Annotated in this window: 17 protein-coding genes and 1 riboswitch; of the genes, 8 read left to right on the forward strand and 9 right to left on the reverse strand. The window is 69.6% G+C overall.

What is annotated here, in order from left to right; all coding sequences use genetic code 11:
• Positions 1-113 precede the first annotated feature (113 nt).
• From ACQYVW_RS15880 to ACQYVW_RS15895, 4 genes are all read right to left on the reverse strand, one after another.
• The gene (locus ACQYVW_RS15880) at positions 114-1,571 is read right to left on the reverse strand and encodes an aldehyde dehydrogenase family protein (protein ID WP_434947640.1); all 1,458 of its coding nucleotides are present in this window, start codon (positions 1,569-1,571) and stop codon (positions 114-116) included.
• A 45-nt stretch (positions 1,572-1,616) separates the two neighbouring features.
• A complete protein-coding gene (locus ACQYVW_RS15885; RefSeq protein ID WP_434932706.1) occupies positions 1,617-2,429 on the reverse strand; it encodes an SDR family NAD(P)-dependent oxidoreductase in 813 nt (270 codons plus the stop codon).
• Positions 2,426-4,084 (reverse strand): AMP-binding protein, encoded by a 1,659-nt coding sequence (locus tag ACQYVW_RS15890; protein WP_434932707.1) that lies wholly within the window; start codon positions 4,082-4,084, stop codon positions 2,426-2,428. Before ACQYVW_RS15890 ends, ACQYVW_RS15885 begins: the two co-directional genes overlap by 4 nt.
• Before the next feature lie 230 nt (positions 4,085-4,314).
• A complete protein-coding gene (locus tag ACQYVW_RS15895) occupies positions 4,315-5,418 on the reverse strand; it encodes an AraC family transcriptional regulator (protein WP_434932708.1) in 1,104 nt (367 codons plus the stop codon).
• Positions 5,419-5,714: 296 nt separating this feature from the next.
• On the opposite strand from ACQYVW_RS15895, the gene queD reads away from it, so the two are divergent.
• Complete coding sequence (gene queD, locus ACQYVW_RS15900; RefSeq protein WP_434932709.1) at positions 5,715-6,068, forward strand: 6-carboxytetrahydropterin synthase QueD; 354 nt, start codon at positions 5,715-5,717, stop codon at positions 6,066-6,068.
• A gap of 170 nt (positions 6,069-6,238) precedes the next feature.
• Positions 6,239-6,643 (forward strand): phasin family protein, encoded by a 405-nt coding sequence (locus ACQYVW_RS15905; RefSeq protein ID WP_434932710.1) that lies wholly within the window; start codon positions 6,239-6,241, stop codon positions 6,641-6,643.
• Positions 6,644-7,485: 842 nt separating this feature from the next.
• On the opposite strand, the gene ACQYVW_RS15910 is transcribed toward ACQYVW_RS15905, so the two are convergent.
• Positions 7,486-10,641 (reverse strand): multidrug efflux RND transporter permease subunit, encoded by a 3,156-nt coding sequence (locus ACQYVW_RS15910; RefSeq protein WP_434947641.1) that lies wholly within the window; start codon positions 10,639-10,641, stop codon positions 7,486-7,488.
• A 6-nt stretch (positions 10,642-10,647) separates the two neighbouring features.
• Entirely contained in the window at positions 10,648-11,889 is a 1,242-nt protein-coding gene (locus ACQYVW_RS15915; RefSeq protein WP_434947642.1) for an efflux RND transporter periplasmic adaptor subunit, read from the reverse strand.
• 227 nt (positions 11,890-12,116) lie between these two features.
• On the opposite strand from ACQYVW_RS15915, the gene ACQYVW_RS15920 reads away from it, so the two are divergent.
• The 3 genes from ACQYVW_RS15920 to ACQYVW_RS15930 all read left to right on the forward strand — a co-directional run bounded on the left by ACQYVW_RS15920 (position 12,117) and on the right by ACQYVW_RS15930 (position 17,422).
• Entirely contained in the window at positions 12,117-12,851 is a 735-nt protein-coding gene (locus ACQYVW_RS15920) for a TetR/AcrR family transcriptional regulator (RefSeq protein WP_434947643.1), read from the forward strand.
• Between the two features lie 22 nt (positions 12,852-12,873).
• Positions 12,874-14,064, forward strand: a complete 1,191-nt coding sequence (locus ACQYVW_RS15925; protein ID WP_434932805.1) for an efflux RND transporter periplasmic adaptor subunit — start codon at positions 12,874-12,876, stop codon at positions 14,062-14,064.
• 187 nt (positions 14,065-14,251) lie between these two features.
• A complete protein-coding gene (locus ACQYVW_RS15930; RefSeq protein ID WP_434947644.1) occupies positions 14,252-17,422 on the forward strand; it encodes an efflux RND transporter permease subunit in 3,171 nt (1,056 codons plus the stop codon).
• 57 nt (positions 17,423-17,479) lie between these two features.
• On the opposite strand, the gene bioD is transcribed toward ACQYVW_RS15930, so the two are convergent.
• On the reverse strand, positions 17,480-18,157 hold the full coding sequence (gene bioD, locus ACQYVW_RS15935; RefSeq protein WP_434947645.1) for a dethiobiotin synthase: 678 nt from the start codon (positions 18,155-18,157) through the stop codon (positions 17,480-17,482).
• Positions 18,154-18,927 (reverse strand): TMEM175 family protein, encoded by a 774-nt coding sequence (locus tag ACQYVW_RS15940; protein ID WP_434947646.1) that lies wholly within the window; start codon positions 18,925-18,927, stop codon positions 18,154-18,156. The genes bioD and ACQYVW_RS15940 overlap by 4 nt, the downstream gene beginning before the upstream one ends.
• Before the next feature lie 42 nt (positions 18,928-18,969).
• Here ACQYVW_RS15940 and ACQYVW_RS15945 point away from each other — a divergent pair, with 42 nt between their 5' ends.
• The 3 genes from ACQYVW_RS15945 to ACQYVW_RS15955 all read left to right on the forward strand — a co-directional run bounded on the left by ACQYVW_RS15945 (position 18,970) and on the right by ACQYVW_RS15955 (position 22,140).
• On the forward strand, positions 18,970-19,452 hold the full coding sequence (locus ACQYVW_RS15945; RefSeq protein WP_434947720.1) for a GAF domain-containing protein: 483 nt from the start codon (positions 18,970-18,972) through the stop codon (positions 19,450-19,452).
• On the forward strand, positions 19,449-19,826 hold the full coding sequence (locus ACQYVW_RS15950; protein WP_434947647.1) for a TfoX/Sxy family protein: 378 nt from the start codon (positions 19,449-19,451) through the stop codon (positions 19,824-19,826). The genes ACQYVW_RS15945 and ACQYVW_RS15950 overlap by 4 nt, the downstream gene beginning before the upstream one ends.
• A 102-nt stretch (positions 19,827-19,928) precedes the next feature.
• Positions 19,929-20,161: riboswitch (cobalamin riboswitch) on the forward strand.
• Between the two features lie 110 nt (positions 20,162-20,271).
• Positions 20,272-22,140, forward strand: a complete 1,869-nt coding sequence (locus ACQYVW_RS15955) for a TonB-dependent receptor domain-containing protein (RefSeq protein ID WP_434947648.1) — start codon at positions 20,272-20,274, stop codon at positions 22,138-22,140.
• A 57-nt stretch (positions 22,141-22,197) separates the two neighbouring features.
• On the opposite strand, the gene ACQYVW_RS15960 is transcribed toward ACQYVW_RS15955, so the two are convergent.
• Positions 22,198-22,677: a hypothetical protein gene (locus ACQYVW_RS15960; RefSeq protein ID WP_434947649.1), complete on the reverse strand. Its 480-nt coding sequence runs from the start codon at positions 22,675-22,677 to the stop codon at positions 22,198-22,200.
• Positions 22,678-22,698: the final 21 nt, after the last annotated feature.

Below are 22,698 nucleotides of genomic sequence, written 5' to 3' on the forward strand. Positions count from 1 at the left end.
GGGCGACGCGGCACAGGCTGCGGCGGTCGGCGGCGCTTGCCCATGCCGGGGCGCGCCAGCAGCGCGGGCATAGCGGCTGCCTGATGCGCGGACGCAGCACAGCGATGGCCAGGCTAGGCGCCAGCGGCCGCCTCCCGCTGGCCTGGCGCATAGCCCACGTACGCGATCTCCTCCAGGAACGCGTCGAATCCATACGCCCCCCACTCGCGCCCGTTGCCCGACATCTTGCAGCCGCCGAACGGCGAGTGCGGATCGAGCAGATCGAGGTCGCCGTTGAGGTTGATCTGCCCGGCGCGGATCCGTGAGCCTACCCGGCGCGCGCGCTCAATACTGGCCGAGTGCACGTAGGCCGCCAGCCCGTAGGGCGTGTCGTTGGCGATCCGTACCGCGTCGTCCTCGCCGTCGTACGGCATGATCGACAGTACGGGCCCGAAGATCTCCTCCTTCGCGATGGTCATGCTGCCGTCCACGTCGGCGAAGATCGTGGGCCTGCAGTAGTAGCCCTGCTCCAGCCCGGGTGGCTTGCCGACGCCGCCAAAGACCAGGCGCGCGCCCTCGCGGATGCCGCTTTCGATCAGGCCCTGTACCTTCTCCCATTGCGCGGCGTTGATCAGGGGACCGACGAACGCGCCGCTGTCGGGCGCGCCCACGGCCAACGATTCCGCCGTCGCCACCGCGATCGACACCGCCTCGTCCATGCGTTCGCGCGGTACCAGCATCCGCGAAGGCACCGAGCAGGTCTGGCCCGAGTTGAGGAAGATGTAGCGCACGCCGGCTGCGACGGCCTTGTCGAAGTCGGCGTCGTCGAGGATGACGTTGGGGCTCTTGCCGCCCAGTTCCTGGTGCACGCGCTTGACCGTGGGCGCGGCGTTACGCGCGACCTCGATGCCGGCACGCGTCGATCCGGTGATCGAGACCGCATCCACCTCGGGATGGCTCGACAGCGCGGCGCCCACTACGGGGCCGTCGCCGAAGACCAGGTTGAATACGCCCGGCGGCACCTCGGCCTCGTGCAGGATCTCGGCCAGCACCTGCGCCGAGTACGGCGCGAATTCCGACGGTTTGAGCACCACCGTGCACCCCATCGCCAGGGCGGGCACGAGCTTGGAGACGACCAGCGACAGCGGCCAGTTCCAGGGCGTGATCAGGCCGCACACGCCCACCGGCTGCTTGCGGACGAGCGTGATGCCGCGCTGCGTCTCAAAGGCGTAGTCCCGCAGCGTGTCGATCGCGACCTGGATATGCGTGGCTGGCAGTGGCACCTGCGCCTGCTCGGCGAGCCACGTCGGGCAGCCCAGCTCGGCCACCACGGCGGCGCACAGATCCGGCTTGCGCGCCTCGAAACGGGCGGCGATGCGTTCGAGCAGGGCGATGCGCTGTTCGCGGCTGGTCGCCGAATAGCTGTCGAAGGCGCGGCGCGCGGCCTGTACCGCGCGGTCCACATCGATCTCGCTGCCCATGGCCACGCGACCGGAAGGCGCTTCGGTGGTGGGATCCACGACGGTGTGGATTCCTGTCCCCACCGGCTCCACCCACTGTCCATCGATGTAGAACTTCAGACACTCACGCATGGCGATCTCCGGTAGACAGGGCTGATGGCCGGCGATGGGTTGCGCTCATTCGCCCGCCGCGGTCCAGGTCGAGGTCCGTCCGAACTCGGACAGGTACTTGGTCGTACTCCAGCCACCGTCGACGACGATGGTCTGGCCATTGATGAAGCTGCCGCCCGGCGAGCACAGGAAGGCGATGGTGCTGGCGATGTCTTCCACCCGCCCCAGGCGCGTGTGCGGTGTGACCTCTGTATTCATGCGGCGGAACACCGGGTCTTCGAGACGATGCTCGACCATCGGCGTGACCGTGACGCCGGGCGCCACGGAGTTGGCGCGGATTCCCTGCGCGCCGTACTGGCAGGCGATATGGCGCGTCAGCCCGTCCAGGCCCGCCTTTGCGGCCGAGTAGGCGCCGCCGCGCAGTCCGCCGACCACGGCGAAGATCGAGGAGACGTTGATGATCGCCCCGCCCGGCTGCAGCCGCGTCACCGCCTCGCGCGCGAGCCGGAACGGCGCACGCAGCATCACGTCGAGGAAGTGGTCGAGGTTCTCGTCGTCGGTCTCGTGCAGCGGCTTCGGGCTGCCCAGGCCAGCATTGTTGATCAGGTAGTCCACCCGCCCCCAGCGCGCGAGCGCCGCGCCGAGGATCCTCGCGGGCGCCTCGTCGCAGGTGATGTCGATGGCGAGCGTACCCACCCGCTCCGGCGCGTCGATGCGACGCGCCATCTCGGCGAGCTTGTCCGGATCGCGCCCCACGCCGAGCACACGCATGCCCATGTCGGCCAGCTTGACGGCGGTGCCCAGGCCGATGCCGCTGCCTGCCCCGGTGACGATGGCGACGGGTGCGTCGCCTGCGCGATCGGTCGATTCTGTACTCATGCTCGGGCTCCGGCATCGGGCGCCTGCGCGCCGTCGAGCAGCGCGGCGCGGATCACGTGTTTGAGGACCTTGCCGGTATCGTTGCGGGGCAGCGACGGCCAGGCTTCCACCTGCTCGGGGAACTTGAACGGCGCGACGCCATGCGCGGCGAGGTAGCTGGCGAGGCTCGGCACGTCGGGCGCGGGCTGCCCCGCCGCAGGCACCACGACCGCGCAGGCGCGCTCGCCCGTGCGCGGGTCGGGCAGGCCGACGATCGCAACCTCGCCGACCTGCGGATGGGCGAGCAGCAGGTCTTCGACTTCCTTCGGCGCGATGTTCTCGCCGTGGCGGATGATGATGTCCTTGCTGCGGCCGGTGATGACCAGGCAATCGCCCCGCCAGTGGCCGAGGTCGCCGGTGCGGTAGTAGCCGTCCTCGTCGAATACCGCATCCTCGCCTTCAGGATGCAGGTAGCCGACCAGCATCTGCGGGCCGCGCACGCGGATCTCGCCATCGGCGCTGCCCGGCTCGCCCGCGATCCTGACCTGGGCGATGCCAGCGCGGCCGTCGGTTTCTGCAGCCTGCGCCAGATCTTCCCGGTGGGGGCATCCCACCGTCGTGACCGGCACTTCCGTGGAGCCGTAGACGCGCGTGATCGCCGCCGAGGTGAAGTGTTCTGCCGCGCGGCGGATCAGATCGGGCGGAACCGAGGCGCCGCCGCAGACGAAGACCTTGAGCGAGGGCAGGCTGGTGCCCAGGCGGCGCGCGGCTTCCAGCAGCTGCTCCAGGAACGGCGTTGCGCCGCAGATGTGGCTGCAGCCTTCGCGTTCGGCCAGCCAGAGTCCGGCATCGGCCTCCCAGCGTTCCATCAGCACCGCGCGCGACCCGAGCAGCAGCGGCGCCTCGAAGGCGTAGATCGATCCGCCGATATGGCTGATCGGAGAAGGCACCAGGAAGGTGTCGCCGGGGTCGATGCGCCAGCTTTGCCCGAGTTGCCGCATCAGCGCGTGCAAGGTGTTGTGGGTGTGCAGCACGCCCTTGGAACGCCCGGTCGTCCCGGACGTGTACATGATCAGTCGCACCGCATCGGGGTCAATCTCCGGCAAGGGCCGGAGCTCCCCGGTGTCGCAGAACATGTCCGGATAGGCCGTATGCCGTCCCGATGCGCCCCGCAGCACCACGACCTCGGGTCCCGGAGCCATGCCCTCGAGCACGCGCCCGAGCATCTCGACGTAATCCAGACGCCGGAACTGTGCGGGGATGAAGAGCAGCTGCGAGTTCGCGTCCTGCAGCTGGAAGTGCAGCTCGCTGTCGCGCAGCGAGGGCAGGACCGGGTGCGCGACCATACCGGCCAGGGTGATGCCGAGGTAGATTTCCACGGCCTCGTGCCAGTTCGGCAGCATGAACGACACCACGCTGCCGGGCGCCATGCGCGACAGCAGCGCCTGTGCCAGCGCGTGCGCGCGCCAGTGCGCCTGGCGGCAGTCGAGCCTGACCTCGCCGTCCACCACCAGCACCCGCTCCGGGGTCTGCGCTGCCGCCTGGGCGAGCGCATCGGCCAGGGTCGAGTCGACCCAGTGGCCATCGCGATAGGCGGCCTCGGCGAAACCCGCATCCCACCGCAGGGAGAACGCGCCCTTGCGTACGCGTCCCGACACTTTGCTGACAGCGCTCAAACGCACCTTCCAGGCCCTCGTGTGCTTCGCCCACCGCGCGCGTCCTCCGCGACCGGGGCCTGCACGGCGATGGCGTGCTGCGCCGGCCCGGCCGCGGCGGCCGTCGGTGCAACAGGATGATGTCGAAGCCCGTCCACGCGCGTCTTGATGCCAGGCGACAGGCGGCGCACCGGGGACGACGCAGGGCCGTCACCCGCAACAACGCCTGGAAGCCGTCTGCAGTCGGGTCGCTAGAGCCCTGCCGCGCAGGGGCCGACCGGGGCCTGGCGCGCGCGCCGCTGCGTGCGCAGTTCGCTGGGGCTGACCGAGAACCAGCGGAAGCAGCTGCGCGAGAGCACCGAGGTTTCCGCATAGCCGAGCCTTTCGGCCACGCGCTTGAGCGGCATGTCGCCGTTCTGGATGTAGCGCAGCGCCAGATCCCGGCGGATCTCGTCCTTGATGTCCTCGAACGAGGTGCCCTCGGCGCGCAGCCGGCGCTGCAGGGTGCGCGGATGCATGCAGAACTCCGCCGCGATGCGTTCGTTGGTGCAGTCCTTGCTGCCGATGTACTGCTCGACCAGGCTGCGCACGCGCGACTGGATGGAGGCCTCGGCGTACGGGAAGCGCGACTCGATGAAGGTGGTCGCCATTTCGTAGACCCGGGAATCGGGGTCCACCACGGGGCACAGCAGGTCGTCTTCGGTCAGGATCAGGCCGTCGACCTTCTCGCCGAAGACGACATCGCAGTTGAAGTACTGGCGGTACAGACGGGTCGAGGCCTGCGGCTCGTGCGTGAACAGCACCTTGCGTACGCGCGCGCCGCCGCCGGTCAGCTCGCGCATGTTGAGGCTGGCCAGCATCAGGGCGTGCTCCACCGCCTGTCGCCGATCGGGTGCACGTTCAAGCAGGATCTCCAGCTTGACCAGAAGGCGGTGGTTGGGGCGATCGGGCTCGAACCGCACGCGCGTCGCCAGGCTGTAGGCATGGATGTTCTTGGCGCAGTAGCCGATCGCCTGGCCCAGCGTGGTCGAGTTCTTCATCACCACGCCGATCGGCCCGATGCTCTTGTTGCCGCCCTGGGCCACCGCCAGGCGCAGCCCGAAGTCAGGGCAGTCGAGCGCTTCGGCGGCGATCTGCATCGCATTGAGCAGCGCGCGGTATTCGATGCTGCCGCCCTGCGCCTCGAGCAGGGCCGGATCGATCTGCGCGGAGCGCAGGATCAGTTCGGGGTCGCCGCCAAGCTGGCGTACGAGTTCCGGGAAGCCACGCAGGCTGTCGACATCCACTGTCTCCGGCGAAGCCCTGTATCTGGTCTCGGTCCACTCGACATGGTCTTTGCCGACACTGTCCAGCATATGCGCTCCCACAGCGTCGCCCTCAAAAATCCTGCTTGCAGCGACGCGACTACGTATCGACGCATTCCGCGCCGACGGGCTTTGACACGTGTCCCGCGAGGGGACGTCCCGATGCTAGCCCGCGCGACTTCGCAGGGTCAATTGGCCTGACGCACACACCGCGCCGTCGCAGTGCGCTGCGCGGCGGGATGCCGTCCGCACGCCCGGGGAAGGCGCCGACAGCACGCGACAACCCCATTGCAACTGGCGACACGGGAGGCGCGACGGAACTCGGGCGGCCATGCGAACATTCGCGCATGGACATCTTCAAGAGCTTCACCCTGGAGGCCGCCCACCGGCTGCCGAACGTACCGGCCGGGCACAAGTGCGCGCGCCTGCACGGGCACTCGTTCGGGGTGGAACTGCACGTCAGCGGGGAGCCCGGGGCCGACACCGGCTGGGTGATGGATTTCGCCGACATCAAGGCGGCCTTCAAGCCCCTGTACGAGCAACTCGACCACCACTACCTCAACGACATTCCCGGCCTGGAGAATCCGACCAGCGAGCGCCTGGCCGCCTGGATCTGGGAGCGGCTGAAGCCCGCGCTGCCCCAGCTGAGCGCGGTGGTGATCCGCGAGACCTGCACCTCCGGTTGCCGCTACACCGGTTGACGCAGCGGGCGGCTACGCGGACGCAGCGTCGCTCCAACCAATTGATTTCATTGAAAGATGAACGGCAGTTTGCCGTTCGTCGGCCAAATGTTGCATCGCAACATGGACCCGCATATGCTGCACCGCACAAACCGGCATTCCGCGCCGGCCACTGTACGCAGGAGATTCCCATGAACTACCAGTACAACGAGCAGTTCGCCGCCGCGACGCGTCAGTTCGCCGACACCGCCGCGCGCATCAGCCAGCTCAGCCTCGACAACGCGCAGAAGGCGTTCGGCCTGCAGCTGGCCACGCTGGAAGAGAACGCCAGCGCCGCCTTCTCGTTCTTCGGCGAAGCTGCCGACGTGCGCGATTTCGACGGCTTCAAGACCCTGCTGCCCAAGGGCGTGCAGATCGCCCGCGAGAACGTCGAGCGCACCATCAGCGCCGGCCAGGAAGTCTTCGGCGCCACCGTGAAGACCAACGAAGCCATCGCCCAGCTCGCCAAGGCCCAGCTCGAGACCGCCACGGCCAAGGCCCAGGCCGCCGCCGAGACCGCGACCGCGCAGGCCACCAAGTCGGCCAAGCGTCGCTGATCCAGGCGTTCCCCTAGCCGGCGCGATCTCTCCCCTCTCGCGCCGACGCAACCCGGCAGCTCCGGCTGCCGGGTTTTTTTGTGGCTGCGCGAGGCGCTCCGGCCAGTCCCAGCACCTCGTCGCCCGGCGACGGCACCGGCATGCCAGGCGATCGGGCAGCCCACCCCCGCCGCTGGACACGCCGATCGCGGTGACGAGCCCTCGCCGCGTCCACCGAACGCCTCGACGGCCACGCCATCCGGCATCTCAACCGGCGGCGCAACGCCTTCCTGCGGCGCAGGCCGGCACGAAAAGAGGTTCTTCTTCCTTTCGAGGGAGCTCGGACTTGGATGTCGGGCGAGTCCAGGGGCTTGCGGGGCGAGGCTCTCCCGTTCGGGGCTTGCTTCCCGCCTCGGTCAGCCATCCATGGCTGACTCGCCGCCGCAGCGCATCCATGCGCTGCTATCCGCAAGCCCCGGGCCGGAACGGCCACGCTCTTCGCTGTCGTCGCTTCGATCACCGAAAGCGCCAAGCCTTCGTCGATCGGAGCGCCGAACCGCGAACCAGTGAGCTGCGTCCTGACGTCTGGCGCGGCGAGCAAAGCCTCGACGCCTCGCGCGCAAGTCAGGACACGGTGAGCCAGATGGCTCGCGCGCCGCGCCGCGCATCCACGGGGGCGCCCGGCACGCTGCGCTGGGCCGACCGCGCAGCGGGCCTGACTGAGGCAAGAGCGCCCGGGGCCGGCAGGCAGCGACGTCCGGAGGCCGGACCTGCGTGCCCGGCCAAGCTCCCCTCCATTGGGAGAAGAAACGAAAAACCCGCCCCTGTCGCCAGGGGGGGGTCCGTCATCCAGGCCCGAGCCGTCAGCCCTGCGCCTGCGGCAGCTGCTTCTGCGGCAGCGGCTCGTCCATCTTGTCGCCCAGCATCCTGCGTACCGCGACGAAGAACACCGGGATCAGCAGCAGGCCGAGGAAGGTGGCGAACAGCATGCCGCCGATCACGCCGGTGCCGATCGCATGGCGCGCATTGGCGCCGGCGCCGGTTGAGATCGCCATCGGCACCACGCCCATGATGAAGGCCAGCGAGGTCATCAGGATCGGGCGGAAGCGCAGGCGCGCGGCCTCGATCGTCGCCTCGCGCAGGGTCTTGCCCGCGGCGCGCTCGAGCACCGCGAACTCCACGATCAGGATCGCGTTCTTCGCCGCCAGGCCGATCACCGTCACCAGGCCAATCATGAAGAAGATGTCGTTCGACAACCCGCGCAGCGCCGTGAACACCACCGCGCCGAGGATGCCCAGCGGCACCACCAGCAGCACCGACACCGGGATCGACCAGCTTTCGTACAGCGCCGCCAGGCACAGGAACACCACCAGCACCGACAGCACCAGCAGCAGGGTCGCGGTATTGCCGGCGATGATTTCCTGGTAGGACATGCCGGTCCAGTCCGAACCGATGCCGGCCGGCAACTGCTCGGCGACGATGCTCTCCATCGCGGCCATCGCCTCGCCCGAGCTGCGGCCCGGCGCCGGCGAGCCGTTGATGTTGACCGCCGAATAGCCGTTGTAGCGCGTCAGCGACGGCGTGTTCATGCCCCACTCCGAACGCACCACGTTGCTCAGCGGAATCATCGCCGGCGTCCCGTCGGGATTCTTCTCGCTCGAGGGCGAATAGAAACGCGACAGCGATTCCTCGCCGGTGCGGAACGGCGCGTCGGCGCGCATCACCACGCGCTTGATGCGGCCTTCGGAGAAGTAGTCGTTGACGTAGACCGGCGCCAGCATCAGCTGGATCGCGTTGTACACATCGCCGGTCGACAGGCCCATGGCCTCCGCCTGCGCGCGGTCGACCTCGAGCTGCAGCTGCGGTGCGTCCGCCAGGGTGTTCGGGCGCACGCCCGCCAGCAGGTCGGGCTGCTGCGCCGCGGCCCCGAGCAGGGTGCCCTGCGCCTGGGCCAGCGCCTCACGGCCCAGGCCCGCGCGGTCCTGCAGGTACATGTCGAAGCCGCCGAACTGACCCAGGCCCTGGATCGTGGGCAGGTTGACCACGAAGATCGACGCGTCGCGGATGCCGTGCAGCGCGCCATTGGCCTGCTGGATGAACTCGGGCACGGTGATGTCGCGGTCGGCCCAGTCCTGGAGCTTGATGAAGGCCATGCCGACGTTCTCGCCCTGGCCGACGAAGCTGAAGCCGGCGATCTGCATCATGCCTTCGTAGCCGTCCAGCCCTTCCAGCGTGCCGCGCACCTGCTCGAACACCTTCTGCGTGCGCTGCAGGGTCGCGCCCGGCGGCAGCTGCACGATCGCCATCGCGTAGCCCTGGTCCTCCTCGGGCACGAAGCTGCCCGGCAGGCGCGTCAGCATCACGCCGCAGGCCACCGCCAGCACCACGAACACCACCATCCAGCGCGGCGTATGCCGCACGGCGCTGCCGATGTGGCCGACGTAGGTATTGGAGACGCGATCGTAGAGGCGGTTGAAGCCGCGCACGAAGCGGTTCTCCCTTTTCTCCCCCGGCGCCGCATGCTGCTTGAGGAAGGTCGCGCACAGCGCCGGGGTGAAGCCCAGCGCGAGGAACGCGGAGAAGCCCATCGCCACGGCGATGGTGATCGCGAACTGCTTGTAGATCTCGCCCGAGGCGCCGCCCTGCAGCGCGCTGGGAATGAACACCGCCGCCAGCACCACGGTGATCGCGACCACCGCGCCGGTGATCTGGTCCATCGCCTTCTCGGTCGCCTCCAGCGGTGGCAGGTGCTCCTCGGCCATGATCCGCTCGACGTTCTCGATCACCACGATCGCGTCGTCGACCACGATGCCGATCGCCAGCACCATCGCGAACATGGTCAGCTGGTTGACGGTGAAGCCGATCAGGCTGAGGGTCAGGAAGGTGCCCAGCAGCGCGACCGGGATGACCAGGGTCGGGATGATCGTGGCGCGCAGGTTCTGCAGGAACAGCAGCATCACCAGGAACACCAGGATCATCGCCTCGATCAGGGTCTTGACCACTTCGTTGATCGACAGACGCACGAAGGTCGTGCTGTCGAAGGGCGAGAACCATTCCACGCCGGGCGGGAACGAGGCCTGCAGCTCGTCCATGCGCGCGGTGACCGCTTCGGCCACGCCAAGCGCATTGGCGCCGGGCTGCAGCATGATCGCGACCGCACCCGTGGGCTGGCCGTTGAACTGCGCATCGAAGCCATAGCCCTGGGCACCGACCTGGACGCGCGCCACATCGCCCAGGCGCACGATCGCGCCATCGGCGTCCGAGCGCAGGATGATGTTGCGGAACTCCTCGGGCGAGCTGAAGCGCCCCTCGGCCGAGACCGTGGCGGTGAAGCCCTGGCCCTCGGGCGCGGGATCCGCGCCGATCGAGCCGGCCGCGAACTGCGCGTTCTGGGCGCGCACGGCCTGCAGCACCTGGGTGGCCGACATGCCGTAGCCCTGCAGCTTGGTCGGATCCAGCCAGATGTTCATGGCGTACTCGGAGCCGAAGTGCTGGGTATTGCCGACGCCCGGCACGCGCGCCAGCGGCTCGAGGATGCGCGAGGCGATCAGGTCGTTGAGCGCATTGCGGTCCATGTCCGGATCGCTGGAACGCAGGCCGACCACCATCAGGAAGCCGCTGTTGGCCTTGGCCACCACCACGCCCTGCTGCACCACCTCGGTGGGCAGGCGCGGCGTGGCCAGCGAGACCTTGTTCTGCACCTGGACCTGGGCGATGTCCGGATCGGTGCCGGTCTCGAAGGTGAGCGTGATCGAGGCGCGGCCCGACGAACTCGAGGTCGAGTTGAAATACAGCAGGTTGTCGATGCCGGTGAGCTGCTGCTCGATGACCTGGGTCACCGCCTGCTCGGCGGTCTGCGCATCGGCACCGGGATAGGTGGCGCCGATGGTGACCTGCGGCGGGGCGACGTTGGGATACGACTCCACGCCCATGTTGAGCACGGCGATCACGCCCGAAAGCGAGATCAGGATCGCAATGACCCAGGCGAAGACCGGGTGGTGGATGAAAAACCTGGACATGGCGGATCAGCCTTCGGCGGAGTCGGTGGCCGCGGGTGCCTTGGCAGCCGGCGCCTGCGGTGCAGGCGCGTCCTCTGCGGCCGGCGCCTGGCCTTCAGCGGCGGGCGCGGCGCCTGCCGGTGCCTGGCCGGCGGCCCCGACCGGCGTCCACGGCGCGGCCTTGGCCGGCGCACCTTCCTGCACCTTCTGCAGGCCCGAGACGATGACCTGCTCGCCATCCTGCAGGCCGGCAGTGACGATCCAGTTGCCGCCCTCGGCGCTGTCGAGGGTGACGTCCCGGCGCACGACGTTGCCGTCGCCGCCCACGACCAGCACGTAGGCGCTCTTCGCGTCGCGCTGCACCGCCGCCTGCGGGATCGCGTACACGCCCTGCATCTGGCCCAGGCGCGCGCGCAGGGTGACGTAGGTGCCGGGCAGCAGGCGACCGTCGGGATTGGGGATCAGCGCGCGCATCGAGATCGCGCCGGTGGACGGATCGACGATGTCGCCGGAGAAATCCAGCGTGCCCGCGTGTTCGTATGCGCTGCCGTCGGCCAGGACCACCTCGACCGTGGACTCGGTGTCCGCCGCCGCCCGCGCACGCCGGATCTGCTCCAGTTCGCCCACGCCGATGGAGAAGTTGGCGTACAGCGGGTCGACCTGGTCGACGGTGGTCAGCAGCGTCGCCGTGCCCTGTCCGACCAGCGCGCCCTCGGTGACCTGCTGCTTGCCGGCGCGGCCGCTGATCGGGGCGCGCACGGTGGCATAGCCGAGGTTGATGCGGGCCGACTCCACCGCGGCCCGGCCCGCCTGCACCGAGGCCTCGGCGCTGCGTTCGGTGGCCAGGGCGTTGTCCAGGTCGGAACGCGAGATGAACTCGGTCGGCGCCAGCCGGCGCGCGCGGTCGGCGTTGGCCTTGGCATTGGCGAAGTTGGCCTGGGCCTGCGCCAGCGAGGCCTGGGCGGTGCCCAGCGCCGCCTGCAGGGGAGCCGGGTCGATCAGGAACAGCACATCGCCTTCCTTCACGTCGCTGCCCTCTTCGTACACGCGCTTCTGCAGCACGCCCGGGACCCGTGCACGCACGTCGGCGCTGCGAAAGCCGGCCAGACGGCCGCCGATCTCGCGGGTCAGCGGCAGGTTGGCGGCCCGGGCCTCGATCACGCCCACTTCGGGCGGCGGCGGCTGTGCGGGCGCCTCTTCCCCACCGCAGGCGGCGAGCAGGCACAGGGAAAGGACGAGCGGCAAGGCGGCGGCGTTGCGGAGGTTCATCGGGGGAGGACCTGTCAGGGCCTGCGCGCAGCAGGCGGCGGCGACGTAATTTCTGAACCCGGCAGTATACTTGGGCGCTGGATGAACAGAACCCTGCCATAGGTCAGGTTCGGGCCGGGTGTTCGCATGACCGGCTTTACAACACTGGACCGGGATGCGGATATTGGATCACGATCCGAATCTGGTTCACAATCGCGCCCCCTCCTCCTCTCCGCCACGCGCTCGCCATGGCCACCACCGACCGACGCCAGCGCGAATTCGCCCAGCGCGAGGCGCTGCTGCTCGATACCGCCCAGGCGCTGATCCAGCGCGAGGGCCTGCTCAACCTGCAGATGGCGCGGATCGCCGAGGAGTGCGAGCACGCGATCGGCACCCTGTACCGGCACTTCGCCAGCAAGGAGGACCTGCTGGTGGCGCTGGCCACGCGCAGTTGCCTGGAACGGGTCGAACTGTTCGAACGCGCCGCGCGCTGGCAGGGCCCCACCCGCGACCGCATCGTCGCGGTCGCGCTCGCCGACCTGCTCATGCTGCGCCAGCAGCCCGAGCATTTCCGCCTCGCCCAGTTCGTCTGGACCGACGTGGTCTGGGACGCGGCGTCGGAGGCCAGCCGCCAGCGCGCGCTCGCGGCCTGCGAGCCGCTGGCGTCCCTGGTCGACGGCATCGCCGCCGAGGCACGCGCCAACGGCGAGCTTCCGGCGGGCCTGCCCATGACGGACGAAGGGCTGACGATCGGCCCATGGATCCTGTGCCTGGGCATGCATACTCTGGCCCAGCAGCAGGGCCTGCTGGACCCGGCCATCGGCGAGCCCTACCGGCTGCTGTTCAAGCACCTGCACTACCTGCTCAACGGCTACGGCTGGCAGCCGCTGTTCGATCCCGGCGACGACGAGGCGCTCGACCGGTCGGTCGAACGCCTGTGCCGCGACGTGTTCGATGCCCCCTGCCCGTATCCGTCCCACTGACGTTTCCACGGAAGACTCCGCCATGTCCACCGCTCCCACGAAGCGCAAGCCGCGGTTCGCGCTGCGCCTGATCCTGATGCTGCTCGGCACCGCGCTGGTGTTCGGCGGCGTGTTCGCCGTCAAGGCGATGATCGGCGCACAGACCAACAAGTTCTTCGACAACATGCCGCAGCCGGCGGCAGCGGTGAGCGCGGCCACCGCGACGACCGAGCGCTGGAGCGACGACGGCGAGGCGGTCGGGACCCTGGTCGCGGTCAACGGCACCGACGTCACCACCGAAGCCGGCGGCGTGGTGCGCGCGATCGAGTTCGAGGCCGGGCAACCGGTCAAGGCGGGCGAGGTGCTGGTGCGCCTGAACACCGACAACGAGCTGGCCACGCTCAAGTCGCTGGAGACGGCGGCCAAACTGGCCGACGTGCAGGCCGAACGCTGGCAGCAGCTGGGCCGCGACCAGCTGGTCTCGCTCGACGAAATGCAGCAGCGCGTGGCTTCGGCCGCCAGTGCGCGCGCCCAGGCCGACGCGCAGCGCGCGCTGATCGCGCAGAAGACCATCCGCGCACCCTTCAGCGGCGAACTCGGCATCCGCCGGGTCAACCTCGGCCAGTTCGTCTCGCCGGGCGACCCGATCGTGAGCCTGCAGCAGCTCGACCCGATCTACCTGGACTTCAGCCTTCCCGAACAGCGCATCGACACGCTGAAGCCCGGCACCCGCATCCGCGCCACCGTCGACGCGCTGCCGGGCAAGGTCTTCGAAGGCGAGGTGACGGCGGTCGAGCCGCGGGTCGATCCGAACACGCGCAACTTCACCGCCCAGGCCACGCTGGCCAATCCGGACGGCGTGCTGCGTCCGGGCGCGTTCGCGCGGGTGGGCTTCTCGCTGGGCGGCGAGCGCGAGGTGGTGGTGATCCCGCAGACCGCGGTCAGCTTCAACCCCTACGGCAACGCGGTGTTCGTGATCAGCGAAGTGCCGCGCAAGGAAGGGGAGACCGACATGCAGGGCAACCCGCTCACCGGCAACAAGTTCGTGGTCAACCAGCGCTTCATCCGCACTGGCGCCACCCGGGGCGACCTGATCACGGTGATCGAGGGCCTGAAGCCCGGCGAACAGGTTGCCACCAGCGGCCTGCTGAAGCTGCGCAACGAGGCCGAGGTGACCATCAACAACAAGATCCAGCCGACGGCCGAGGCGGCCCCGGACGCGCAGAACCGGTAGCGCTGCGGCCGGCTGCCTTCCTGCGCGTGGACGGCAACGCTCCGGCCGACACATGGGCAGAGCCTCGGCCCATGTCCCAGCCGTCCCCGCGTGCGGGGGCGGAGCTTGAATCCCAGCCCTCCCCGCCAGCGGGGAGGGAGCCTTGATTCCCGGCCCTCTCGCGAGCGCGGAAGGGAAAGGACGAACGATGAAATTCACGGACATCTTCATCAACAAGCCGGTGCTGGCGATGGTGGTCAGCCTGTTCATCCTGATCTTCGGGCTGCGCGCGTTCACCGAACTCAACGTGCGCCAGTACCCTGAGCTGCGCAACGCGGTGGTGAACGTCAGCACCGTCTACTACGGCGCCGACGCCGACCTGATCCAGGGCTTCATCACCACGCCGCTGGAGCGCGAGATCGCCAGCGCCGAGGGCATCGACTACCTGTCCTCGACCAGCTCGGCGGGCGTGAGCACGATCCAGGCCTACATCCGCCTGGACCACGACCCCAACGAGGCGCTCACCCAGATCGCGGCCAAGGTCAACAAGATGCGCGGCCAGCTGCCGCCCGAGTCCGAGGACCCGGTGATCGACCTGCAGCAGGGCCAGCAGATCGCGGCGATGTACGTGTCCTTCGCCAGCGAGACGCTCGACAACAACCAGATCACCGACTACCTCACCCGCGTGGTCCAGCCCAAGCTGGTGACGGTGGCCGGCGTGCAGCGCGCCGACATCCTCGGCGCCGGCACCTTCGCCATGCGCGTATGGCTGAAACCCGACCGCATGGCCGCGCTGCAGGTGACCGCCAGCGACGTGTCCAACGCGCTGCAGTCCAACAACGTGCTTTCGGCGGTGGGCTCGACCAAGGGCCAGATGGTCGCGATCGACATGACCGCGCGCACCGACCTGCGCAGCGCGGAAGAGTTCCGCGAGCTGGTAATCCGCGAGGAAGGCGGCGCGATCGTGCGCCTGGGCGACGTGGCCGACGTGGTGCTGGGGTCGGAGAACTACGGCACCTCGGTGCGCATCAACGGCGAAGCGGCGACGTTCATGGGTATCTTCGTCTCGCCCGACGCCAATTCGCTGGACGTGATCGGCGAAGTCCGCGCGCTGTGGGACGGCGAGATCGTGCCGCAGCTGCCCGAGGGCATCATCGCCACCATCCCCTACGACAGCACCGAAGCGATCCAGGACGCGATCAACGAGGTGGTGAGCACGATCGTCGAGGCGGTGATCATCGTGATCGTGGTGATCTACCTGTTCCTCGGTTCGCTGCGCAGCGTGCTGATCCCGGCGGTGACGGTGCCGCTGTCGCTGGTCGGCGCGCTGTTCCTGATGCTGTTGATGGGCTTCACCATCAACCTGCTGACCCTGCTGGCGATGGTGCTGGCAATCGGCATCGTGGTGGACGACGCGATCATCGTGCTGGAGAACATCCACCGCCACATCGAGGAGGGCATGTCGCCCTTTGATGCCGCGATCAAGGGCGCGCGCGAGCTGGCCTGGCCGGTGGTGGCCATGACCACCACCCTGGTCGCGGTGTACCTGCCGATCGGTTTCCAGGGCGGCCTGACCGGCATCCTGTTCACCGAGTTCGCCTTCACCCTGGCCGGCAGCGTGCTGCTGTCGGGCGTGATCGCGCTGACGCTCACGCCGATGATGAGCTCCAAGATCCTCAAGCCCCACGGCGAGGGCAGCAAGGGCCGGCTGGAGGCGTGGCTGGACCGGCGCTTCGACAAGATCCAGAACGGCTACCAGCGGCGCCTGCATGGTGCGCTGGAGACCAAATCGGTGATCGCGATCTTCGGCGGGATCGTGCTGGTCTCGTGCGTGTTCCTGTACATGACCGCGCCCAAGGAGCCGGCGCCGCTCGAGGACGAGGGCTTCGTGTTCGCGATCTCGCAGGCCGATCCGACCGCGACGCTCGACTACGTGGAGAGCTATACCGAGGAGATGTCGGCGATCGCCCAGGCGATTCCCGAGGTGCAGGACTACTTCCTGTTCAACGGCGGCTTCGGCGGCAGCGGCGGCGGCGCCAGCCCGATGGCGATGGCCGGCTTCGTGCTCAAGCCCTGGAGCGAACGCGACCGCTCGACCAAGCAGGTGCTCGAGCAGGAACTGCAGCCGAAGATCGGCGAGGTCACCGGCCTCAACACCTTCGCCCTGGTGCCGCCTTCGTTGCCCAGCGCCGGCGGCGACGGCGGCGGCGAGTTCATCATCGGCGGCGTGGGCGAGCTGGCCCAGCTGAGCGAATTGGCCGACGAGATTCTCGGCCGGGCGATGGCCAGCAAGCGCTTCATCTTCCTCGACAAGGACCTGAAGATCGACAAGCCGCGCATCGAGGTGCACATCGACCGCGACAAGGCCGCCTCGCTGGGCATCGACATGCGCACGCTCGCGGCCGACATGGCGGCGATGCTTTCGGGCGGCTACACCAACCGCTTCGCGATGCAGAACCGTTCCTACCTGGTGATCCCGCAGGTGCAGCGCAGCGACCGGCTCAATGCCTCGGACCTGCAGAACTACTACACCCGCACCCGCGACGGCGACCTGATCCCGCTCTCGACCCTGGTGACGCTGCGGGAGAGCGCGCAGCCGCAGTCGCTCAAGCGCTTCCAGCAGCTGAACTCGGTGTCGATCACCTTCGCCCCGCGTCCCGGCGTGAGCAAGGGCGAAGCGCTGGAGATCCTCGACCAGGCCGCGCGCGAGGTGCTTCCGCAGGGGTACACGGTCGACTACGCGGGCGAGTCGCGCCAGTTCAAGCAGGAAGGCGCGGCGATGCTGCTGACCCTGGGACTGGCGCTGATCGTGATCTTCCTGGTGCTGGCCGCGCAGTTCGAAAGCTTCCGCGACGCCACGATCATGCTGCTGACCGTGCCGATGGCGATCTGCGGCGCGCTGCTCACGCTCAACGTGCTGGCGATCGTGGGCGGCATCCTCGGCTTCGCCGGGATCGAGGCCTTCCCCGGCATGAGCATCAACATCTACACCCAGGTCGGCCTGGTGACCCTGGTGGGCGTGATCTCCAAGCACGGCATCCTGATCGTGGAGTTCGCCAACAAGCTGCAGGAGCAGGGGATGTCCAAGCGCGAGGCGATCGAACAGGCCGCCGCGATCCGCCTGCGCCCGGTGCTGATGACCACCGCCGCACTGGTGTTCGCGATGATCCCGCTGTTGATCGCCAAGGGCCCGGGCGCGGCCTCGCGCTTCTCGATGGGCACGGTGATCGCGTCGGGCATGACCATCGGCACGCTGTTCACCCTGTTCGTGCTGCCGGCGTTCTACCTGTATCTGGCGCGCGACCATGCGCACGACGGGGCGCGCGCGCGGGCGGCCGGCAGCGACGGGACGGCGGCGGTACGGCCGCAGCACGGCTGAGCCGGAAGGCGTGGCCCGGTACGCCGGGCCACGCCCATGACGCCGCGGGGCCGCTGCTCAGGCGGGCCGGTCGCCGGGCAGGCGCAGCGAGGCGGCTGCTACGCCCATGTCCACGCCGTGGCCAAGTACACCGAGGCAGGGCGTGGGCAGGGCGTCGCCAAGCAGCTGCAGGTAATCGTCGACCCGGTCGAAGGCCGGATCGACGCGGTTGCCGATCCACCCCGCCAGCCGGCAGCCGTCGGCCGCGATGGCGCGGGCGCTCAACCGCGCATGGCTCAGGCAGCCCAGCCGCAACCCGACCACCAGCAGCACCTCGCCGCCCAGCGCGCGCGCCATCGCCGACTGCTCCAGACCGTCGCCCATCGGCGCCAGCCAGCCACCGGCGCCTTCCACCACTACCGCCTCGGCGCTGGCCGACAGCCGGTCGAACGCCGCCAGCAGCGGCGGCAACGCCACCACGACGCCGGCATCGCGCGCGGCCAGCTGCGGCGCGGTGGGCACCGGCAGCGCGAAGGGGTTGACGTCGGCATAGGCCGGTACCGGATCGCTCGCCGACTGCAGCGCCAGCGCGTCCTCGTTGTACCAGCCGTCGGCGCCCGGTTCGCAGCCGCTGGCCACCGGCTTCATCCCGACCGCGCGCAGGCCGCGTTCGCGCAGCGCGTGCAGCAGCGCCACCGAGGCGAAGGTCTTGCCCACGCCGGTATCGGTGCCGGTGACGAACCAGGCGCGCGTCATGCGGTCGCGTCCAGGGGCGGCGACACGGCCTGTCGTTGCCGCTCGCGCCGCAGGTGGTACCAGGGCATCCACAGCCCGAGCGTGGCGTAGCACCACATCGGCAGGCCCCCCAGCGCGCGCATCGGTCCGCGCAGCGCGGGATCGCGCACGTAAAGCGACAAGGCCAGCAGGAAGGCCGCGAGCGACACGGTGGCGAGGATCGCGTGCGAGCCGACCTCGGTGCGCAGCTGGTGGCGCTCGTTGGCGTCCAGGCCGAGCGCGTCGGCCTGACGCAGGGCATGGGCATTGAGCCGCCACAGCAGCCAGGCCAGCAGGCCGAAGCCCAGGCTGTAGACGATGAAGGTGGTCTGCAGGTCGCGCATCGCGCGCGCCGGCTCAAAGCCCAGCTCGTTGGGCAGCCAGCCGCCGGTGAGCAGGGACAGGAAGCTCGAGGTCACCATCCGCAGGGGATAGACGTACACCATCACCACCAGCACCAGCGCCAGGCTGAGCACGGTCGCGGTCGCGTCCTCCAGGCCGACGCGCCGGCTCCAGCGGTTGTGCGCGGCCCAGAACATCGTCAGCACCGCGAAGCAGGCGACGAAGGTGGGCACCTTGCGCAGCGCCGCGTGCAGCTCGGCGGCGGTCTGCGGCAGGTCGCTGGTGACGATCACCAGCAGTGTCAGCGAGAACGCGAAAGCCGCATCGACGAAGGTCTCCAGGCGCGTGACCTGCACGCCGCGCAGCCGGAAGCCGGAAGCGTCGCGTGGCAACTGCTGCAGGTGGTCCATCCATCCTCCGGAGCGCGCGGCATGCGCTGCTACACTGGCCGCATGTTCACTGCAGCCAGTCTAAGCGGCGACAAGCCGCAGCAGTATGCCCAGCTCGCCGAGCAGGCGCGCGCGCTGCTGTACGGCGAGCGCGACCGCATCGCCAACGCCGCCAACCTCTCGGCGCTGGTCTACCACGCGCTGCCGCGGCTGAACTGGGCCGGATTCTATTTCTTCGACGGCACCGAGCTCGTGGTCGGGCCGTTCCAGGGTCTTCCGGCCTGCGTGCGGATCCCGCTCGATCGCGGGGTCTGCGGCGCGGCCGCACGCAGTCGCCAGACCCAGCGGGTCGAGGACGTGCACGCGTTCCCGGGGCACATCGCCTGCGACGCGGCGTCGCGCTCGGAGCTGGTGGTGCCGCTGGTGCAGGGCGACAGCCTCGTCGGCGTGTTCGACCTGGACAGTCCTGACCCGGCCCGTTTCGACGTTCAAGACCAGGAGGGGCTGGAAGCCATCGCCCGCATCTACGTCCAATCGCTGCCATGAATGCACCGCTGAAGATGCGCAACATCGGCCCGAAGTCCGCCGCCTGGCTGCGCCAGGTCGGCCTTCGGACCAACGAGGACCTCGTCGCCGCCGGGCCGGTGGACGCGTTCATGCGGGTCAAGCGCGCCGGCTTCAAGCCAAGCCTGAACATGCTCTACGCGCTGGAAGGCGCGATGCAGGACTGCCACTGGCAGGACGTGCCCGAGGCGCGACGCGCCGAACTGGTGGCCGCGGTGGAGGCGGCCACCGCCGAGCTGCCGCCGCCACGCGGACGCCCCGCGGCCGCGCCGGTGACCACCACCCATCACCAGGACGAGGCGCCGTCCGCATCGTTCGGTTTCCTCGACGAACCCGCGGGCGACGAACGCGACTGATCGCGTTGGCCGCCCGTGCCGGGCTCCGCGCCGGACGCGCGCGGAAAGCCCGCCGCCGTCCATATCGCCCGTTCCGTACCCGGTCCGCAGCGCGCTCCCGTACAATGCGCGCTGCTCCAGGGTGGCCCGCGGACGTTCGTCCAAGGGCTGAAACGGGAAGCCGGTGACGCCGGCGTCGCCACACGCGACGCAGCCATTCCGGCACTGCCCCCGCAACGGTAAGCGAGTACGGCCGCCGCATCCGCCACTGTGCACTGCATGGGAAGGCGCGACGGCCGGGGCGACAACACGCCCCACCCGCGAGTCCGGAGACCGGCCCTGGAGCCCACTGGTTGCGATGCGGAGGGCGTCGCGGCGTGCCGTGCGCGTCGCGTGCCCGTCCGCCGTCCTCCCGCGCAACTCCATGCCATGCAAGGCGCGCGGGGCGCGCGATGGAGCCGTTGCGATGTTGAGCCGTAGTCTGCTTTCCCTGTCCCTGGCCACGGCGTTTGCCGCGGCCCTGCCCGCGGCGTCGGCCGCGCAATCGGCCGTCGACCTGGACGAAGTGGTCGTCACCGGCACCCGTACCCAGGTGCGCCTGTCCGAGAGCCTGGTTCCGGCCGAGGTGATCGACCGCGACCAGATCGAGCGCAGCCAGGCGCGCGACCTGATCGACCTGCTGCGCGGGCGTGCCGGCGTGGATGTCGGCAACACCGGCGGCCGCGGCAAGCTCAGCAGCCTGTACCTGCGCGGCGCCGAATCCGACCACGTGCTGGTCCTGCTCGACGGGATCAAGATCAACTCGGCCACCGCCGGCATGCCGGCGATCCAGGACCTGCCGCTGGCGCAGATCGAGCGCATCGAGATCATCCGCGGGCCACGCTCGAGCCTGTACGGATCGGAGGCGATCGGCGGCGTGGTGCAGATCTTCACCCGGCGCGCGGCCGCCCCCGGCCTGTCGCCGCAGCTGAGCCTGGGCCTCGGCAGCCACCGCAGCCGCGAGGTCAGCGCCGGCTTCGACCTGCGCGGCGAGCGCGGCTGGCTGGGGGTGCATGGCGCCTACGACTCGACCGACGGCTTCAACGCCTGCCGCGGCTCCGGCGCGCTGTTCCAGGGCTGCTTTGCCGACGAACCCGACGACGACGGCGCTCGCAACGTGTCGTTGGGCCTGCGCGGCGGCCTGCGCCTGGGCGACAGCGCCGATGTCGAGGGACACTTCCTGCAGGCCGATGGCGAGACCGAGTTCGACGGATCCTGGACCAACCGCTCCAGGGTGCGGCAGCAGGTTTCCGGGCTGAAGTTCCGGCACGCGCCACAGGACGGCCGGCTGGCGCTGACCGCCGCGCTCGGACGCAACCAGGACCGCTCCGACGACTACCAGGGCGAAGCGCTGCGCAGCGTCTTCGTCACCCGCCGCGACAGCGCATCGCTGCAGGCCGACCTGCGCCTGAAGCCGCAGCACCTGCTCAGCGTCGGTCTCGACCATCTCCACGACCGGGTCGACAGCCTGGTGCCCTACACCGTGGACGACCGCGACAACACGGGCCTGTTCCTGGCTTACGACGGCCGGATCGGCACGCAGCGCCTCCAGGCCAGCCTGCGCAACGACGACAATGCGCAGTTCGGCAACCACCTCACCGGCGGCCTCGGCTGGGGCAAGACCCTGGGCGGCGGCCTGCAGCTGTCGGCTAATGCGGCAACCGGGTTCAAGGCCCCGACCTTCAACGATCTGTACTACCCGGGCTCCGAGAGCCCCGGCCTGCAGCCGGAGACCTCGCGCAGCTTCAACCTCGGTCTTTCGCGGACCACCGCCAGCCACCGCTGGTCGCTGGATGTCTTCGAGAGCCGCATCGACGATCTGATCGTGTTCGTGTATCCGCCGCCGGATTTCCTGGGCGTGGGCAGCAACATCGACCAGGCCCGGATCCGGGGTGCGGAACTCGGTCTGGATACCCGCCTCGCCGGTTTCGAGCTGTCCGCCCAGCTCAGCCATGCCGACCCCCGCGACCGCAGCGGCGGCGTCCACCACGACCGCATCCTGGCGCGGCGCGCGCGTAATACCGGCCGCATCGAACTTGACCGCGGGTTTGGGCCGGTGCGGGCGGGGATCACCGTGCGCGGCGCCGGCGCGCGCTACGACGACGCGGCCAACAGCGTCCGCCTCGGCGGTTACGCGACCACCGACCTGCGCCTGGAATACGCCTTCCATCGCGACTGGACCCTGCTCGCCCGCGCCAGCAACGTCTTCGACCGCGAGTACGAGACCGTCGCCTGGTACCACCAGCCCGGCCGCGAATACCAGCTGACGCTGCGCTGGCGGCCGATGCCGCGCTGATCGCAACGCCGTCCGGCGAAGGCGGCGCGGGCGCCCTGGTGTCCGCGCCGCCTTTGCTCAGTGGAGCAGCGCGCCCGCCGGCGACAGCACCCGCGCTGCGGCCGGCCCGCCACGCACGCCGCGCAATACCGAGACCAGGTCGCGATAGCTGTCGGCCAGCCGCGCGAACAGGTCGGCATAGGCGTCGCGTCCGGCATCGGCCACGCCCTGGTAGGCGCCGCGGCCCAGGTCCACGAAGTAGTCCACGCTTACCCGGCGCCGCCGGGCCAGCGCCGGGAACAGCCCGGCCACCAGCAGGCAGCGGTCGCCCACGTCGCGCAGCGCGTCGGCGCGCACGCTTCCGGCCTGCTGCTGCGCGTCGAGCCATTCCAGTGCCTGGATGCGCGCCAGCAGGCGCGCATCGCGCTGGTGGCGCAGCAGGACGAAGACCAGGTAGCTCTCCTGCGCTTCATCGAGTTCCGGCCAGCCTTCGCGGCAGGCTTCACGGATCGCCGATTGCCACAGCTCGGCTGCGGCCCCCTGTCGGATCGTGCCCATGCATCTCCTCCGGTGACACGC

This window comes from Luteimonas campi, from assembly GCF_051162505.1.
Classification (GTDB): Bacteria; Pseudomonadota; Gammaproteobacteria; order Xanthomonadales; family Xanthomonadaceae; genus Luteimonas.